Annotated in this window: 14 protein-coding genes; 7 read left to right on the forward strand and 7 right to left on the reverse strand. The window is 31.4% G+C overall.

The window, feature by feature from the left end:
• Positions 1-32: 32 nt before the first annotated feature.
• Entirely contained in the window at positions 33-3017 is a 2985-nt protein-coding gene (locus tag E7Z81_RS10430; protein WP_292747461.1) for a DEAD/DEAH box helicase family protein, read from the reverse strand.
• 10 nt (positions 3018-3027) lie between these two features.
• Positions 3028-4965 carry a site-specific DNA-methyltransferase gene (locus E7Z81_RS10435; protein WP_292747465.1) on the reverse strand — a complete coding sequence of 646 codons (1938 nt, stop codon included), beginning with the start codon at positions 4963-4965 and terminating at the stop codon, positions 3028-3030.
• 478 nt (positions 4966-5443) lie between these two features.
• On the opposite strand from E7Z81_RS10435, the gene E7Z81_RS10440 reads away from it, so the two are divergent.
• The 5 genes from E7Z81_RS10440 (at position 5444) to E7Z81_RS10460 (ending at position 9727) form a co-directional block, all read left to right on the forward strand.
• Entirely contained in the window at positions 5444-5947 is a 504-nt protein-coding gene (locus E7Z81_RS10440) for a hypothetical protein (protein WP_292747468.1), read from the forward strand.
• Between the two features lie 12 nt (positions 5948-5959).
• On the forward strand, positions 5960-6898 hold the full coding sequence (locus E7Z81_RS10445) for a hypothetical protein (protein WP_292747471.1): 939 nt from the start codon (positions 5960-5962) through the stop codon (positions 6896-6898).
• Positions 6899-6914: 16 nt separating this feature from the next.
• Complete coding sequence (locus E7Z81_RS10450) at positions 6915-7841, forward strand: hypothetical protein (protein ID WP_292747474.1); 927 nt, start codon at positions 6915-6917, stop codon at positions 7839-7841.
• A gap of 248 nt (positions 7842-8089) precedes the next feature.
• Complete coding sequence (locus tag E7Z81_RS10455; protein ID WP_292747477.1) at positions 8090-8488, forward strand: hypothetical protein; 399 nt, start codon at positions 8090-8092, stop codon at positions 8486-8488.
• A gap of 681 nt (positions 8489-9169) precedes the next feature.
• Positions 9170-9727: a hypothetical protein gene (locus tag E7Z81_RS10460; RefSeq protein WP_292747480.1), complete on the forward strand. Its 558-nt coding sequence runs from the start codon at positions 9170-9172 to the stop codon at positions 9725-9727.
• A gap of 31 nt (positions 9728-9758) precedes the next feature.
• Here the strand turns inward: E7Z81_RS10460 and E7Z81_RS10465 are convergent, their stop codons facing one another.
• The 3 genes from E7Z81_RS10465 to E7Z81_RS10475 form a co-directional block, all read right to left on the reverse strand.
• Entirely contained in the window at positions 9759-10919 is a 1161-nt protein-coding gene (locus E7Z81_RS10465) for a hypothetical protein (RefSeq protein WP_292747483.1), read from the reverse strand.
• A gap of 363 nt (positions 10920-11282) precedes the next feature.
• Positions 11283-11495 carry a hypothetical protein gene (locus E7Z81_RS10470; protein ID WP_292747486.1) on the reverse strand — a complete coding sequence of 71 codons (213 nt, stop codon included), beginning with the start codon at positions 11493-11495 and terminating at the stop codon, positions 11283-11285.
• A gap of 64 nt (positions 11496-11559) precedes the next feature.
• On the reverse strand, positions 11560-11694 hold the full coding sequence (locus tag E7Z81_RS10475) for a hypothetical protein (protein ID WP_292747489.1): 135 nt from the start codon (positions 11692-11694) through the stop codon (positions 11560-11562).
• Positions 11695-11808: 114 nt separating this feature from the next.
• Between E7Z81_RS10475 and E7Z81_RS10480 the strand changes: the two genes are divergently transcribed.
• Positions 11809-12618 (forward strand): hypothetical protein, encoded by an 810-nt coding sequence (locus E7Z81_RS10480; RefSeq protein ID WP_292747492.1) that lies wholly within the window; start codon positions 11809-11811, stop codon positions 12616-12618.
• A gap of 10 nt (positions 12619-12628) precedes the next feature.
• Positions 12629-12856 (forward strand): hypothetical protein, encoded by a 228-nt coding sequence (locus tag E7Z81_RS10485; protein ID WP_292747495.1) that lies wholly within the window; start codon positions 12629-12631, stop codon positions 12854-12856.
• Positions 12857-13081: 225 nt separating this feature from the next.
• Here E7Z81_RS10485 and E7Z81_RS10490 read toward each other — a convergent pair whose 3' ends face one another.
• The gene (locus tag E7Z81_RS10490) at positions 13082-14884 is read right to left on the reverse strand and encodes an MBG domain-containing protein (protein WP_292747498.1); all 1803 of its coding nucleotides are present in this window, start codon (positions 14882-14884) and stop codon (positions 13082-13084) included.
• Between the two features lie 45 nt (positions 14885-14929).
• On the reverse strand, positions 14930-17413 hold the full coding sequence (locus E7Z81_RS10495) for an MBG domain-containing protein (RefSeq protein ID WP_292747502.1): 2484 nt from the start codon (positions 17411-17413) through the stop codon (positions 14930-14932).
• Positions 17414-17986: the final 573 nt, after the last annotated feature.

Raw genomic sequence — 17986 nt, forward strand, 5'->3', positions numbered from 1 at the left:
GCTATATTATTACAATATAGCTATTCCATAATCTATTTACTATTTTTATTATTTAGTTGCAACTCTCCAACATCCTCTTTAAAAGTTTTATAAGAGTCAGAATTAGTAAATTTAATTCCTGTTTCCAATGATTCAAAGTGTTCTTTACCACATTGAATTCTTAAAAATTCTGGAGGCCTATTACCATGATATTTAATAGTTCCTTTTGTTTCAACTACAAGATATAATTTTTCTTCACCTTCTTCACCAACTACAATTGCCCAATCAGGATTATAGTTTCCGAGAGGAGTTTTAATTTTAAACCAATTAGGTAATTTAACAAATAATTTAATTTCAGAATCTCTATCTAAATCTTCAGCAAAACTTTTTTCAGTATCACTATCACAAATAATCTTATCATAAACAGAATTATTAGCTTCAATAAGATCATCTATATAACCGAATAATTCTCGATTTTTAAATAATTCTTGAGAATATGAATCATTTATTTTAGTATATTTAATTCCATCAACTATAAGCTCAGCCATAACTTGATTAATTAATTCTGCAGTTTGTTCCATATACTCTTGAGGATTTCTCTTAAACTGATTTAAAGTTTCACTTTCTTTTAATAGTCTGATAATAGTTTTTCTAGTTAAGTCTGTTTCATCTTGTAAGAATGTAACTATATCAGGTAATGCTATTTCATCTTCTTCAGAATATATTGTTGATATTTTTCCATCTTTCCAGTGAACGCCTGAAGAGTTTACTGTTAAACCACTTTTTGTATACAATAATTTAGGAGTATGTATCCTAAGATGTTCTTTCATTGCTTTAATACATTGTGAAATTAAAACTTCTGTATCAAATGAAATAGAATATATTGTTTTATGCTTAATTTTATCCCAAAGGATATTAAAATACTTATTATCAAGCATTTCTTCTTTAAAATTAACTTTTGTTTTATTATATGTCGGTTTAATTTTATATTCTTTAGTAAGTTTTTTAATAGCTGTTATGATTTCTTCTCTTATTTGTTCATACTCTTCTGGAAGACTTAAGGTATTATTTTTAAGATCAACTTTTAAAGTGTCTTTAATTTTTCCGTTCCGATCAATATAATTCATTTTGACAAAATGATTGATAAGAGGTTTTGTATTCTGGGAACCCAATGGTTCTTTAATTCCTTTTTTATTAGTCCAAATAATGTAAGATAAATCTTTTTCCTGAATAGTACCAAATTTAATATCCATATCGTCTTCAAGTTCTTTTTGAAGTTTCTTCGCAAAATCTTCATAATATTCATTAGCTATTATAGTCAATGTGTTAACTGAAGTATCGTGAACTCTATTCCCATCTTGATCTACACAAAGTCTTAAACCCCTGCCTATCTCTTGTCGTTTTTTAATTTTTGATTTGGTTTCGTTTAATGTACAAATTTGGAATACATTAGGATTGTCCCATCCTTCATTTAAAGCAGAGTGTGAAAATATAAATTTCAATTCAGAATCAAAACTTAGGAGTCTTTCTTTATCTTTCATGATTAATTCATATGCATAATCATCAGCGTCTGTTTTTCCAGATTTTGTTTCCTTAAATTCACCTTCATGTTTTCCTTGACGATCTTGTGAAAAATAACCATGATGAACTTCATCTGCTTCTGGATTTAAATTTAATTTTGAATATTTGGGTTTTTTAATAACCTTTTTATATTCTTCCTCAAACATTTTTGCATAAATTCCTTTAGACCAGGTCCCATCAGAATTGTATATTCTATAATTTGAAACCTTATCTATGAAGAATAAGGATAATACTTTAATTGGTCTACCTTCATCTGCGAAAGTAAGTTCTTTTTCTAAATGTTCTTCAATAGTTCTTCTTATTTGAGCTCTTTTAAATTTTAAATCATCAATATCTCCAACAATTTTGCCTAGAGTTAAAATTTCGTCTTTTGGTGTGAAAGAGACATATTCATTTCCTTTCTCACAATATATCTCTTCAACAACATAACCATTATATATTTCACGGTTACTAAAATTTGAATCTGATAAATCGCTACCTTCTTTGACTTTAACTGTTTTTCTTTTTATATGGCCATCAACTAGGGCATCAATCTCAATTTTTGCAGTAACAGATTTTTCAGTACTGTGGACAGAAACTAATCTTAAATAAGCTTCATTATGATAACCTTCAGATAAAAGACTTCCAACTTCAATTTGCTTTACAAGTTCTAATTCAGATGCGTCAATAGCATCTAATTTATATATTAAATTTTGAATTTCTTTATGAGTTGCAGAGTATCTTAAAGTACAAAGAGGATTTAAATATGAAACAGCTTCTTCACCTTTACCTCCCATTACAGATTGAGGTTCATCAATAATAACAATAGGATTTGTTTCAGCAAGCAAATCAATAGGTTTATATCCACTTAAATCTTCTTGTACACGGTGAATAATATTAGCTTTTTTCTCTTCAGATGGATCTTTGAAACTTTTATTAAAAGAATCAATATTTATAATCATAATTTGAATATTTGAACTAACGGCAAAATCTCTAACTTGTTCTAATTGGGAAGAGTCATATACAAAATAATTATAAGGTATGTTATCATATAGTCCTGCAAAATGTTCTTTAGTTATTTCTAAAGTTTTATTAACTCCTTCTTTAATTGCCAAACTTGGAACTACAATTATAAATTTAGTAAACCCATATTCTTTATTTAATTCAAAAATTGTTTTTAAATAAACGTAAGTTTTTCCAGTCCCAGTTTCCATTTCGATATTGAAATCTAAACTTGGAAGTGACTCTGAAGGTGCAAGTTTATGATAAGATTGTACCTGACGCAAATTTTTTAAAATGTCTTCATTATTTTCATCAATAACAATTTTATTAGACACACCCATACCAGAATCATATATTCCTGCCTGTCCCGGAACATTAAAATAGTCTAACATTGATGTTTGACCTTTAAACAAATCAATAACTGCATTAACTGCATCATTTTGATAATCTAAATTTGAATCGAATTTAAGTTTCATTTTTAATCCCTTATAGTGTTATAACTTTCTTGATGTTGTTATCCTTTAGAATTTGTTTAATGTTACTTTTATCTTCATCATTTAAAGCAGTGTCTTTAAGCACAACTCGTGAATCAGAAGGGTCATTAATAATATCTAATATTTCATCAGCTATTTCTTTGGTAATAATCTCATCTAAACAAATTATTAATTTTCCAGAATCAGTTGAATAAACATGCTCATGTTTTTTAATAGGTGATGTTAAATCAACTCCATATTTGAGCATGAGTTCATAAATTAAATCATTATCACTTCTACCTTCTTTAATTTGATTCTCGATTAAACAATCTTCAACTCGTTCATAATCCGGATCCCATTTTTCTAAATTAGATGAGGCTAATTCAAAAACTTTAAACCCAATATCTAAATCTTTATTTCCAGACTCTTCAACAATTTTATTTCCAGATCTTCTTAATCTTTCTTGTGCAAGTTCACAAATATCTTTCAGATTATATTGTACATAAGCCTCATCTTTTTCAGTACATTCCTCAGGTATTTGAACTAAAATAAACCTTCTATTCCCGTCATCTTCATTGTTATATTCCATTAAAGCATGGCCTAAAGAACCTGAACCTGAAAAGAAATCTAAAACTAATGCATCCGGGTCATCTTTCAAACCAGCTAATTCAAATAAATGTTTTATAAACTCAATTGGTTTTTTACCATTTCTAAATGGTATTTCCCCTTCATAACCTACATTATTAAAAGTATCAACTAAATCTAAAAAGTTAGGGTAAGGAATTTCAATATAATCTTCTTTATCTAATGGAACTCCTTGGAAATAAGAACCATTAACAATTTTTTCTGAAGGAGGTTTCATAAAGTATCTGAAATCGGATTTATCATTTCCCATATCGGGAACTTTATATATCCAACCATAATTTTCAGGAATATTATTTAAATATTGCATGTAAAATCTTCCACTACTATTTCCTTCTTTTAAAGATCCTCTAATACTAATCTTTTTAAAATAGTCTTCAGAAGGTTCTTCATGTTTATTGAGAACATATCTATCTGGAGGAAATACTTCTACTTTTTTATTTCCCATTTGAATAACTTCAAGTGGTTCATCAGTTTCTTCTATAGAATAAATATAATCGTCAATTGAAGTATTATCTTTTTTACGTTTATACTGAGTATATTTATTTCCTTTTTTATAGATTAAACAAAATTCTGTAACTTCATGGAAATCTTTATCTCCTTTAAGAATTCTGTTTTCATGACGTTGTTTTATTGTTAATGTAGTTAAGTAATTTGGTTCACCAAAAATTTCATTTAACAAGAATTTTAATGTACATAATTCATTCTCATCAATACTGACAAAAATAACCCCATCATCTGTTAATAAGTTTCTAGCTAATTTTAAACGGGGATACATCATATTTAACCATTTACTATGAAAACGTCCATCAGATTCTACATTACTTGTTAATAATTTACGTTCGGATGAATCTTCTGAATCTGAAACTTGACCAGAAGCAATCAAGTAATTTTGTAAATTATCAGAATAATCGTCTTCATAAATGAAATCATTACCGGTATTATATGGGGGATCAATATAGATACATTTAATTTTATTCATATATCCTTTTTGAAGTAGTTTGAGAACTTCTAAATTGTCTCCTTCAATATATAAATTATGAGTATTATTCCAATCTTCACTTTTCTCCTCAGAAGGTCTCAAAGTACCAGTAGATAGTTTCTGAGATTCTTTAATAGCTTTAGTTTTTCCAGGCCAAGTAAAATTATATTTTTCACGAGAATCCTCGACATGTACTCCTAATTCATCTTTTAATTTATCAAAATTAATTTTGCCCTCTGCAAATATTCCTGGAAATATTTCTTCAAGTTTAGATATATTTTCAGCTACGAGATCTTTACTCTTACCATCCAAATGTGTTTTTCTCATCTATTCACCTTTAAATTATTTATTTTTAATAATGTGAAAAATCTTTATTGAGTTTATTTTTATTAAACACAATTTATAATACTTTACCTATTTATTATAAACTTGAAATGGCTATTGATATAATTGAATCTGGTGAGCAGCAGAATATCATCCATGAAGAAAATATATAGTAGTACTTATAAATAATATAATAATGAAAACAATACTTTCACTCCAGAATTGTTTTCATAGGGAAATGGGTCATAAACACGTTAAATATTTAAAATTAACTTAAAGCTTAATTAGTACAGAAAATTGATAACTTATTTATAACGGATGGCTTATTTCCCTTCTATCCTTTAGTTTTCGTTTTTTAAAAGTAATTCCAACAACATAAAATCTTTTTCTAATTTTTTAAAAGTAGCTATTATATAGAGATATTTATATAACATAAATAATAAATTAAGTAATAGTAAAATATTAGTGGAGGACATATATAATGGCAGATTCTATTATCTTATTAGAAGAGCGTAAAGAAGTCACAACTTTCTTATTAGATGAAGGTGCGATTACTGCAACTACTGTAACAACTCCTACTGGGGAAACTCCTGGTTATGAGTATGCAGGCAATAAAATTAAAGTTGATGATGTCGTAACATTATCAGCTAACTCAGATATCGGAAAACCTACAGTTAAAAAATATACTGCAGCTGAAGGCGAAGTCATTTTAGGTATTGCAGTTAACGATCCAGTTACCATGACTGGAGGCAGAAGAAAAACTTCCATCCTTGTATTAGGTCATTTATTCAGATTGAAATTAGCTAGTGGTTTATCCAACATTGCCGTTAATGATCATATTGCTTTAACATCCACTGGAGCTATCAAATCAGATGACGGTGAATATATTGCAATGCACCCTGTAGCTAGTTCTGACGATTACAAATACATTGAAGTATTCAGACCATATGATATTGGCGCCACTGGTGAAAGTGGTCAAACATAAAGGTGATAATGAATGATTACAAAAGGAAATAATACTAAAGTTCAAAACGAGGTAATAGCTCAAACTATTACTGATGAAACTGCAAAAAGGTTAAAGTTGGCCAGATTGTTTCCTAAGCAAGAAATTAAAGAGAACTCAGATTATTATACTTACTTTAGACAAAACATTAATCTTGATGAAGCTATTAAAAAAGGATTGCTCGGTGAGGCCAAAGACATTGCCCCAGGTGCAAGCCTTCAAGAATTAAACATCCGTAAACCAGTAACAGACACTATCAGCATTGATACTGTTGGTGGAGTCTTAAATGTTAATAAGGATGTATTTGACTCAGATATTGTTTCATTTGAAGATTTATTAGGTGATGTAGCTACCGTTATTGCTAATCGTATTGAATACAACATTTACGATACAATAATCAGCTCACCAAACGTTCCTGCATACAATACCACCCAAACGGATGATACTATGGATGCCTTCGGTAAATTTGTCATCAAAGCACAGGAAGCATTCAAAGGCAACGCCGGTGCAGGTGCAGACCTAACAATAATGGCCGAATCATACAAGACCTTAAGCTATGTTAAACAATTAGCTTACGCATCCAACAAAATGGTACAGCCAGTAGAAGACATTAAAGAATACTACGGTATTGACAACATTGATCTCTTAGGAACTACACAAGCTGACGGTGGATCATTAATAGGCGATAAGGACTACATCGGTTTTGATCTCCGTAATGCACCGTTAACAGTATTGTACTCCAAATCATCCGGAACTACTGTTGCACCTATTACAAGTGATGAAAACATTGCAGACTTCTATCCTATCATTGAAATCATGCGTAAAGACATTTACGATGAGTTACCTCAATATACCAAATTATTTATACAATCAAAAGTAGGAATATTATTAAATAAACCAGGACTTGCTTTAAGAGGTACCTGCAGACCATAATTAGAGGTGAATGTTAATGTTAACTAAAGGAAATGATGCTAAAGTACAAAATGAAGTAATGGCACAGATTGTAGCTGACACTTCAGCCAAATGGATGAAATTCACCAGATTACTTCCAAAGCAAGAAATACAAGAGAATTCTCAATACTATACTTACATGTCACAGAGAGTCAATATCGAGGAAGCTATTCAGGCAGGCGTGCTTGGAGAGGCCAAAGACATTGCACCCGGCGCAACATTACAGGAATTAAATGTTCGTAAACCAATTAGCGAAACAGTCTCCATTGACACTATCGGCGGAGTATTAAACGTTTCCGCTCAGATGCTTGATTCCAATTTAATAAGTGTTAATGACATGTTACAGGATGTAGGTATCCTTATCGGTAGAAGTATTGAAAAAGCAGCTATTGACATGATAATGAATTCATCCAAAGTAACCACCTATGACTTTGAATCTGGTGACGATACTGGTATGACCATCCTTAAAGCTCAAGAGAAATTTAAAGAAGGTGCTGGAAGTTATGCCAACTTAAACTCAATGGCTGTTAGTTACAAATCTCTCACTACATTAAAATCTGACATATTCTCAAGTAACAGACAAGTTGAACCGGTAGAATTAATCAAAAGCTATTACGGCGTTGATAATATTGATATCCTTGGAACTGCTGTTTGTGATGGTGGTTCTGAGATGGGTGACAAAACATATATTGGTATGGACTACATTAACCCAGGAATGAAATTGTTATACTCCAGGACTACAGGAACAACCGTTGCACCTTTAGGACCTGACGGTGAAATGTACGATTTCTATCCATTAATCGAATTCATGCGCAAAGACATACGTGACGAATTGCCTATGTATACAAAACTATTCATACTTTCCTCCGTTGGTGTGTTAATGAACGCACCTAATAGAATAATCAAAGGACAATTCAGAGCATAGAGCCATAGTAAAAAATCTCCTAAATATATTCCTTTCGTTTGAGAGCGTGTAGGAACAAAAGAATATTAAATCTCAATAAAGATTATGTTCGTGGAGTTTTAATTGTTTTTCTTCACTGACATCTTCTGCTAAGAGTATTTAACTCCGAATCTTCAATAAGCTGGGAATCAGACCCTCTCCCAGCTTATCTATTTCTAAAAAAAATATATGTAATATTAATAGCTATAATATATACCAGAGGATATAAGATGAAATTATTTTTAGATAATAAAAATTCGTATGCAACAACAATAACAGTCAAAGGTAAAGAAATCAAATTGCTATTAATAGAATCAAGCATATTAATAGACAGCTCCCAAATCGCAACACTCTTCGACAGAAAAGAAAGAACAGTTGCAGCCAAAGTCCAGAAATCCAAACTGGAGAAATACGAAACCACCAACGTTAAGCTATTGAAAAGCTACGGCCTAATGAATCCAAATGCAGTCAAACCAAAACCATTCTACGATTTAAGACAAATCATGGAAGGACCTGGCCGATACTATTTCAAACAAGCTGACGAACTTGATCTCATAGACGTTATTGTTAATGTGGCCATTGGCAAACATCGTGAGTGGATCCATAACCGTGACATTGGTAAACTTTAATATTAACAAAGTTTAAATTAGTTAAACACGAATTATTAAATGGTGATTGAAATGTTAGATAAAATAAAATATATTTCACTTTTAATATCTGTGATAGGTACTGTATTTTCAGTATATGTTCTTTTCAAACATAATTTCGATACATCAAGCATTATACTATGTTTATTATGGATTATAATACTAGTTAAAGATGTAAGTTCCTTATTTAAATAAATTCTTTTTTATTCTTTATTTTCTGAACATTAACGGCAGCCATTATCAATTGAAAACTTATTTTTGAAACCCTTTCATATATATCACGGTTTAAATCCAGAATTGAATTTCAAAAACCCTTCCGTTAAAGTTAAAGTTGAATCAATAAATCGAAAGCTATTGATTGCACATATAGATTATCTCATACGGAACTTCACATATTCATTCTAGTAAGAGATATATTTTTCCAGTAATGAAATATCAAACGTTAATGTTAATGTCATAATCATCCAGCCATTACTTACTATTTCTCTATATACCTATTGCGACTCGTTTCACTCGTCGCAACCTGTCCAACTTCGTTGGACAGCTTATTTTTTAAATATCAAAATGTTTATATACATCGAATTACAGAGTAAGTATATACATTAATAATGTAATTACATTTATTAAGTAACTACATTAATTAATATCAAGGAGGAATTTAACATGGCTGACGACCAGGACAATTATGAAGCGTTAATTGAAAAACATGCTCAACGCCAAATGAACCTTAAAGAAGCAAAAGAAGATTACATTCAAGAAGAACAGACACCACGAAAACAGATAACAGTTAAAATATTCCCTAATACTCACAAAGCCTTAAAATTAATAGCAACTGCCAAAGACACCAGTTTAGAAAAGATTGCAACATCCATTATCGAAACTAAAACAAAAGACTTAGATATTGTTGAATATGTAAGAGAAGCAGTTGAAAACACTGAAGCATTTGAAGATGGCTTTGATTGGTTACATAGAGAAGACATTGACAATTCAGCTTATGATTTAAACGATAAGTTATTGAATAAAGGCAATCCACGAAAAAGAATCAATGTTAAAGTTGATTTAGAAACTCACAGAAAATTAAGGATAGTCTCAGCTATTCAAGACAGATCACTTGATAAGATTGTCTGCTCCATCATTGAATATGAAGTTGGAGAGAAAACTCATATTGACACATCCAAATTAATGGATGAAATACTAGAATCAATTAAAGATAAAGAATAGCTAACGTTAACGTTAGTGTTGGACTTGGAGATTAAATTAAAGTAACCTTATCCTTCGGAACATATTCTATTGTTTCGGTAGGTTCTTTTTCCACCTCTATCTCTTCAAGTTCAACAGGTTCTTTATCTTTAACAATAGTATTATGCCTACCACTTATTAAAGTGTTTACACGGGTTAATGACTTTGTATCTCCAAGTAAGTGATTATAATCTTTAGCTAATTCATTGTATTTCAATTTATTAGCATTTACTTCCTGAGTATAAGCTATTAGCATTTGTGCTTTTTCTTCAGTATGCTTAACTTCCATTTCAGATTTTTGTTTGGAAAGTTTCATGTCAACTTCAGCACTTAATTTATCTAATTCAAGTTTAGCATCTTTAACTTTATCTTTCAAGCTATCGATTTCTTCATAATGTTCTTTTGGAGGAATGTAATCTTTTAACATTGATAGAGATTCAACTTTTTCAGTTAATTCATCTATATGTGTTTGTTGCTTTTGGATGGTTTCTTTTAACTCTTTTTCTTTATTAACAAAACTGGACTGGAGTTCGTCCTTAGTTTCCTTATAGTTATCGTTAATGCCAATAATATTTTGATTCAGTAATTTATTGGTTTCGTTAATGTGAATATTTGCGGTCTTCAGCTGTTCGTTGTCTTTGATCAATTCTTCATTTCTGTTTGCAAGATCATCTGAAGATTCCATAAGATTTTCAAATGCATTCTTCCAATATTCAACTTCGCTCTCCTTGGTTTTCAATTCTTCTTTTAAAGTTTCAATATCATCTACGGATTCAACTTTAACATCCTTGGAGGATTCAAGTTCTTTAGCTAGTGAATCAACTCTTGTTACAAGTTCTTTAATTGTATTGTCCTTTTCTGAATTCTCATTGGTTAATTCAGTAATGGTTTTATCCTTTTCCTGAAGCTGTGCTTTTAAATCTTCAGCGTCAGTGTCAGTTGTTCCTTTAGCTATTATGCCTTCAAGTTCTTTTATTCTGGCTTTGTATTCATCTACATTGTCTAATTCTTTCATTACATCAAAGCGTTGCTCTTCTGATAAAACATAGACTTTTTCGCCAACATCAAAAATAGTATTGCTGAATCCTATCCTGTTTGCATTTGCAGTATTTTTCTTTACTTCAAATTCCAGGCCGATTCCTTTATCACTTTTTTCAAGAGTTTTTTCATCCATCCATTTTCACTCCAAATCCTTAACATACATATCTTTATAACAACTATATTTTATAGCTATTGCAATTAATTGCAATTTTATTGCAACAAAAATTGCAACAGTTGCAACTGGAATTGCAACTCGATTTTGAAAATTGCAACTTTTGAACAATGTTGAATACTGTTTAATTTGGCCCCTATTCGGAAAAATAGAAACGACAATTGCAGTTTTTGGGGGTAGGTTGTTTGCTTGCAGGAAGGTGCAAGTATTGTAATACATATATCGTAATATATACATTTCCTTGGTATGCCAGAAAACCCACCCCAGACGGGTGTTTTTGGACATCCATATGTCCCAGTAGCTGTTCGCCACTTTCGTAATATACTACAATAATCTATATACATTCGTGTAAACATTCACAATTGCAACTGTTGCAACTTTTAAATACTGAATTGCAACTTGCATTAAAATGGGGTCAAAAACGGATATGCGGGGTTTTTCGATTTTTGGAATTGCAATTAATTGCAATAAAATTGCAATTCTTAGGGGGAAAATTGCAACTAAATTGCAATTTCTCATTGACGTTAAATTTAACATTCTTAAAATTACACTTGTTCAGTTATCATTAACTTTTTTAATAAAATATTGAACAAACTAATAATTAAAAATTGCAATTAATTGCAACTCTGATTCTGGTTTTCAGGGTGAAAATTTCAGGAGTTGCAACTGAGTTGCAATAAAGTTGCAACAAAATTGCAATAGTTGCAACTGGAATTGCAACACCAAAAAATGTCATGATATATAGACTAACTAATACAAAAACTAACAATTGAAGTAATAAAATATTGTATTACAAAAAATAGTTACACTATATAAAATTAATAATACTATGATATATAAATAATATAATATGTCAAGTAATAGTATAAGCTGGACTCATTTTTGCCAGGGCATGAACTCAATATGTTACTGGCTCATCCAGAACAAAAAGAAATATAAGAAACGTGACTACTACCAAATACTAAAACTGAAAGGTAGTTGTGCAGATGTTGAAAAGAAAGCAAAGAAACTAGGAAACAATAAGCTAGTGGCAATGTATACAATGGCGGTGATTAAAGACAATAAGTCATTGGATTTCCTTCCAAACTACGTGACATTAAAAAACGGCCTTCAGATAGATAAAGCTGAATACATTGACATGGCCATAAGGACAGAAGCATATATCAAGGCCAATGGAAGATTACCTGCAATAGTATATAGGAAATCAACATTACCGGACTATAAAGACACTACAATGAATTTCTTTATCAAGATATTTAATTTCAAAGGAAATACCATTGATGAGGCTTTAGCTATTATATCAAAGAAGAAATTATATAGCAAATACTTCGATTCACAAAAAACAGATAAACAAACAATCAATGACGGTAGTAAAGGCAAAGGCTCCAACTGTGTAGACTGGGGACAAGTATATTACCGCATAGCAAAATCACTAGGCTATGACGTGCAGTTTGTCCATGTTAAATGTCGTGTCAGTGGTACTGGCCATATCAGATTAAGACTGAGACATAAGAAACATACTTCAGGAAACTGGATCAACCGTGACCCTGCAGCAGTAGCAGATACAACTTCAGGAAATGTTAGATCCATCTGGTGTGAAGACGGATACCTTATAGCATATGATCCATCATGGATATTTACAGATTTATATTCAAGTTAGAGGTGATAATATGAATTGCGGCGAGGCAATTGAAGAATTAAAAAAATTCCCAAAGGATAAACCATTAATGATAATGGGATGGTATAGTATTGCAGAAACAGATGACCCTGAAGACATTAACAGTATATGTTATCTCAAAGAAGTAGACATAGATACTTTAGAAGTCACAGGTGAAATACAAGACTTTGTAGCTATTGTTACTGATAAATACCATGAAATAGCAAGTGAATTTCCATAATAACATTAACGGTTGGGTTCAGCTATTCAAAACTTAATTTTGAAATGCTTTGATATATATCAAGGTTGGAAACTAAATTACATTTGGAAAACACGGTCGTTAATGTTAATGTCAGTTAATTAAATCCAAACAAAAAGAATTATAATAATTTTATTAACCAATAGTTTCATATTTTTAATGGTTGTAAAAATTTAAAAAAATAGTGTAAAAGGGAATTAACTCCCTTTATTTAATTTTAATTTTAAAAGTAATAGTTTTAAAAGCAGATGCTTTATAATTAGCATTACCATTTGCTTTGATTTTTACTTTCACTTTGTAAGTTCCTTTTTTAAGACCTTTTTTGATTGTGACTTTACCAGTTTTTTTGTTGATGGTGATTTTCTTGTTTCCTTTAACTTTTTTGTAGGTTAATGTTCCTTGGCCTTTTTTAGTGAACTTGACTACTTTTGTAACCTTAAGTTTCTGGGCTTTCTTTTTAAGTTTTGAAAATTTGACTTTAACAGTTTTAGCTTTAACTTTCAAAGGATTTGCAGCTTTATTAATCTTAAAGGTTACTTTTGCAGTTCCAGTGTAAGCACCGATTCCGGTAACAGTAACCGTATATGTTCCTGCTTTTTTAGGGGAATCAGCAGACCATTGAAGAGTATAGTCAACACCTTCTTTAAGGATTAAACCGTTGATTACAGTAACTGTTGGTTTTTGAACTTTAGCATTATATGTGAAAGTGTTTTTGGATAATACTACTTTAACGTTAGCTACGTTTACTACATTACTTGAGTATTCAGCTTCAAGTATAACAGAACCAATCCATTTTGTACCATAGTCACCACCAATATATGTAAATCCATCATTCATGGAATACTGAATGAGGTAATCAGAGCCCTCATAAAGAGATTCATGCCAATCATATGTCCTATGGTCATATCTTGAATCAGCTGTGAAGTTTGAAACTGTTTGATTTTTGACTGTGATTTCTTTGCTGCCGGCCTGTATTTGAGCAATAGTTAAAAGTTGATTGATTGCAACATCATGCAAATTTGCACCTTCTTTAGCAGTAGCATTTGTCATACTGGATTTTGCTGGACCAACAGTAATGTTTTTTACAATTACCTCACCGGAACCTGTATCGGTTAATATTAAGATACAATATATGGATGTTTCGCTTAAGTCCAATGCATAATCACGAATTTTACCATTTCCATTTCCCAATTCTTCATCTAATTTCCAAACAGTTTTGATAACAATATTATCTGTTACTGTGATGTTTTCACCAGGCTGCTTTATTGCATCCCCTACATTCCATCCGTAGAAAATACGATACTCTTTTGTAAATCCGCATTCCGGTAGTGTGTAGTTAGTATTGTTTGCAACACTTGTATTAGCCATTATGCCTTCACCGCCGGTTGCATTGAAACTTATGATGCGGTCGCTGCTTGCATATTGCGCTTCAACTGTTATATTAGTACGCCACCATGTGCCATAGTATCCACCAACTAAAAGATACTTTTCAGATACAGTACCATCAGGTTCCATCCAAGTATATTCCCTATTATCATAACGGCTGAAACTATCTGGAACATCCAGATATTGATTTGTGATGGTGATTTCTCTTCCACCTGATTCAATTTTAGCAATATTCAAAAGCTGTTTTACAGTTTCATTAACAGTGTCATTTAACTCAAAAGCATAAGGATCGGTCATATTAGCTTTTGCTGTAAGAGTAATGTTTTTTCTAACTACATCTCCGGTGTCAATATCAGTCAATATTAGTGTACCATTTACATCTGTCACACTGTCATCAGTGGAATTGTCAATTATCGGTGCTTTGTTTAACTTATTATCATCGATTTCCTTAGTCTGGATATCCGTTTGCTCAACAGAAACTATCTCATCGTCCAAGTCTTGAGATAACTCTTCACTATTGTCTGATGTCAGTGTGCCATTGGTATCTTCAGCAGCACTGACAGCACCTATTGTTAAAATAGCCAGTAACAGTAAAGTCACTAACATTAGCTTTTTGTATTTCATTTAAAAAATCTCCTTTAAAAAATAATATAAGGGAAAAATAATCCCTTATTTGATTACAATTTTAAAGGTAACAGTCTTGTAAGCGGATGCCTTATAGTTGGTGTTGCCTTTAGCTTTGATTTTTACTTTCACTTTGTAAGTTCCTTTCTTAAGGCCTTTTGCAACAGTGACCTTTCCGGTTTTCTTGTTGATGGTAATCTTTTTGTTGCCGCTCACTTTAGCATAAGTCAATGTTCCTTGGCCTTTTTTGGAAAATGTCACAACTTTAGATACCGCAAGAGCCTGTGCTTTCTTTTTAACTGCTGAAAATTTAACTTTAACTGTTTTTGCTTTGACAGCTAAAGGATTTGCAGCCTTGTTAATTTTAAATGTTTTTTTAGCAGTGCCAACGTATGCACCAATTCCAGTGACTGTAACAGTATAGGTTCCAACGTTTTTAGGAGAAGCAGTTGACCATTTGAGAGTGTAATCAACACCTTCTTTTAAAACAGCACCGTTTGATAAAATAACAGTTGGCTTTTGGACTTTGCCGTTGTATGTGAAAGCTGTTTTGGACAATGCCACATTCACTGTTGAAATATCGGTTGGTGCTGTAACATTACCATCACCAACAGTTACAGTGAATGAATTTGAGTAGAAAAGATCACTTTCACCCAAACCGTCAAATGATACTCCAAGAACATGTTTGCCTATTGCAAGATTTGAAAAAGTGTACTGTACAGTACCATTTGCCAGTGAATAATACTTGACCGGAGTTGCATCTCTGATAAAGTCAATTCCACCAACTTTAGGACCGGTTACCTTAATGGTGACTGAATCGCCCACACCAATCACGCTTGCAGATATGCTTGATGTAAACTGATTGGAGTTTTCACTGGCATAGATACCGAACATTTGTGACTTATAGTTTCCATCTATAGTGTAATTTACGTAAAATACGTTGCCTCCTGCGGTTTTTAGGGCAGGAAGTGGAATAACTGTTGAATCACCATTAATAACATATGTTCCGATTAGAGTGCCTGGAACATATCCTCCATTTGACTCATCGCGAACTGCATTATATAAGTTTACACTACCTGTTGATTTGGATGTGGCTTTGAAAACCATACATGATGACTCACCAACAGCCAACTCATAAGGGGCAACGAAATACGGTTCAAAGATAAAAGAAACTACTGATTCTTCAGTGACATCATTATATGTAAGCTTAACAGTGTGGTTTCCAAGGAAATCTCCAATGTCAAAACCTACCAAATCAGTGTCATAAATAAAGAGATAATCACGTTGTCCATCAAGTTTTTTGTTGTAAAACTCTTTACCGTCAATGGAAAGTGTAACTGTACCTGTTAGATTGGTGTCATCACTGATGTAAGCAAGATATATCAAATAAGAACTGAAATCAACTTCTTTTGGCAATTCTATATATAGTCCAGATTCATGTGATGATGTTTCAATATCATAATCCAAATCAAATTCAACGATTTCCAGTGTTTTTCCGGAGGTGGTGTTGAATTCAAATGTAAGATCATATACTCCTTTTTCATTATAAAAACTCAAATCTGAATCATATACGGCAATATCATCTCCTTTTGAAAGTGAAGCAACATAATCCTGATTGCCGTTGACATAAACTATCAGATTTCCGTCTAAAGGACAGTCATCTATAGAGAAAATTTCAGTATCTGTTATTGATGTATAATCCATATAAGACTTTTTGCCGTAAAATGAATCGACATCATAATTCAGGTCAAACTCGCTAATTTTGAATGCTTTTCCATAGGTAGTGTTGAATTTGACTAAAATATCATATTCTCCATTAACACCATAAAAACTTAAATCAGAATCCATTATGGAAACATCCTCACCAGCCGAAACGGACTTGGAGAAGTCCGGATTGCCATTTACAAAAACAATTATGCTTCCATCGGCAGGACAGCCTTCAATTTCAATAATTTCATCATCAGTGCTTGAAGTAGACATCATATGACTTATCTTACCGTTAAAATCACTTAAAGAAACAGTACCAGTCACATCTATTGTTCCTGAAGCCAGATATATTTCCTCATAATCTGTTGTGACAAAAGTAACATTGATAAAGTATGAACCTGCAGAGGAAATATGCAAATCATCCAAAGTAAGCTGAGGTTCAGTGAAGTATTCAAGGTCAAAACCTAAATTATAGTCAGTATAATTAGTTTGTACCCTAATTTGACCTTCAGCATCGCTTGGTACATCAAAAGTAACCGCAGGATATTCATCAGCCAAATCCATTGATTCGTTTATTTTTACATTAAAATCACTTGCATCGTATGACAACGCATCATCTGCATCATCATTTGCAATTATTTCCTCTGAAGGATTTTCAGTCAAATCCTCTTGAGAATCTTCAACTGCTAATACCTCATCGAAACTTTGAGACAACTCATCTGCATCATCAGATACTGTTGTATCTTCAGAAGCACTAACAGCACCTATAGTTAAAATAGCCAGTAACAGTAAAGTCACTAGCATTAGCTTTTTGTATTTCATTTAAATAACCTCAAATTAAAATTACGTATTTTTAATCAAAAGATATATATATATATATATAGAAGAGGCCATATTTAAATTAAATACTTTTAAAGCCGTTATAATCAAAAATAAGAGTTAAAAATATGTTACATTAAAAAATACAACTTAATAAACAGTAATTTAAAAATAACTGTTTAAATTTGACAGTCATTTAATTATAGTATATAACTTATTAACAAAATAATAAATTTAAAAAAATAGATTATAATGACCATTAGCTATTGATACATTTAGTATTGGAAACATAACATCTTATTTTCACATTAACGTGGGTTCAGCTATTCAAAACTTCATTTCCAAAACCCTTTCATATATATCACAGTGGAAAACAAGATTGATTTATGGAAGGGCTTCCGTTAATGTTAATGTCACCTCATTAAATTGAATCTAAAAAAATAACTGTTGAATTATCAACCGTAGGTTAAAGGAAACAAAACCTTATTTAAATTTCAAGAAGTTATTTACTGTTTTTTAATTTTTAATTAATTCGTCTAATGTGATTAACTGTTCTTTTAAGGTTTTAATTTCATT

This window comes from Methanobrevibacter sp. (assembly GCF_015062935.1).
GTDB lineage: Archaea > Methanobacteriota > Methanobacteria > Methanobacteriales > Methanobacteriaceae > Methanocatella.

What these genes read in the sequence shown, in the direction of transcription:
- E7Z81_RS10430 (WP_292747461.1), bottom strand. Translation starts at nt 3,017, where the DNA reads ATGAAACTTAAATTCGATTCAAATTTAGATTATCAAAATGATGCAGTT.
- E7Z81_RS10435 (WP_292747465.1), bottom strand. Translation starts at nt 4,965, where the DNA reads ATGAGAAAAACACATTTGGATGGTAAGAGTAAAGATCTCGTAGCTGAA.
- E7Z81_RS10440 (WP_292747468.1), top strand. Translation starts at nt 5,444, where the DNA reads ATGGCAGATTCTATTATCTTATTAGAAGAGCGTAAAGAAGTCACAACT.
- E7Z81_RS10445 (WP_292747471.1), top strand. Translation starts at nt 5,960, where the DNA reads ATGATTACAAAAGGAAATAATACTAAAGTTCAAAACGAGGTAATAGCT.
- E7Z81_RS10450 (WP_292747474.1), top strand. Translation starts at nt 6,915, where the DNA reads ATGTTAACTAAAGGAAATGATGCTAAAGTACAAAATGAAGTAATGGCA.
- E7Z81_RS10455 (WP_292747477.1), top strand. Translation starts at nt 8,090, where the DNA reads ATGAAATTATTTTTAGATAATAAAAATTCGTATGCAACAACAATAACA.
- E7Z81_RS10460 (WP_292747480.1), top strand. Translation starts at nt 9,170, where the DNA reads ATGGCTGACGACCAGGACAATTATGAAGCGTTAATTGAAAAACATGCT.
- E7Z81_RS10465 (WP_292747483.1), bottom strand. Translation starts at nt 10,919, where the DNA reads ATGGATGAAAAAACTCTTGAAAAAAGTGATAAAGGAATCGGCCTGGAA.
- E7Z81_RS10470 (WP_292747486.1), bottom strand. Translation starts at nt 11,495, where the DNA reads ATGTTAAATTTAACGTCAATGAGAAATTGCAATTTAGTTGCAATTTTC.
- E7Z81_RS10475 (WP_292747489.1), bottom strand. Translation starts at nt 11,694, where the DNA reads ATGACATTTTTTGGTGTTGCAATTCCAGTTGCAACTATTGCAATTTTG.
- E7Z81_RS10480 (WP_292747492.1), top strand. Translation starts at nt 11,809, where the DNA reads ATGTCAAGTAATAGTATAAGCTGGACTCATTTTTGCCAGGGCATGAAC.
- E7Z81_RS10485 (WP_292747495.1), top strand. Translation starts at nt 12,629, where the DNA reads ATGAATTGCGGCGAGGCAATTGAAGAATTAAAAAAATTCCCAAAGGAT.
- E7Z81_RS10490 (WP_292747498.1), bottom strand. Translation starts at nt 14,884, where the DNA reads ATGAAATACAAAAAGCTAATGTTAGTGACTTTACTGTTACTGGCTATT.
- E7Z81_RS10495 (WP_292747502.1), bottom strand. Translation starts at nt 17,413, where the DNA reads ATGAAATACAAAAAGCTAATGCTAGTGACTTTACTGTTACTGGCTATT.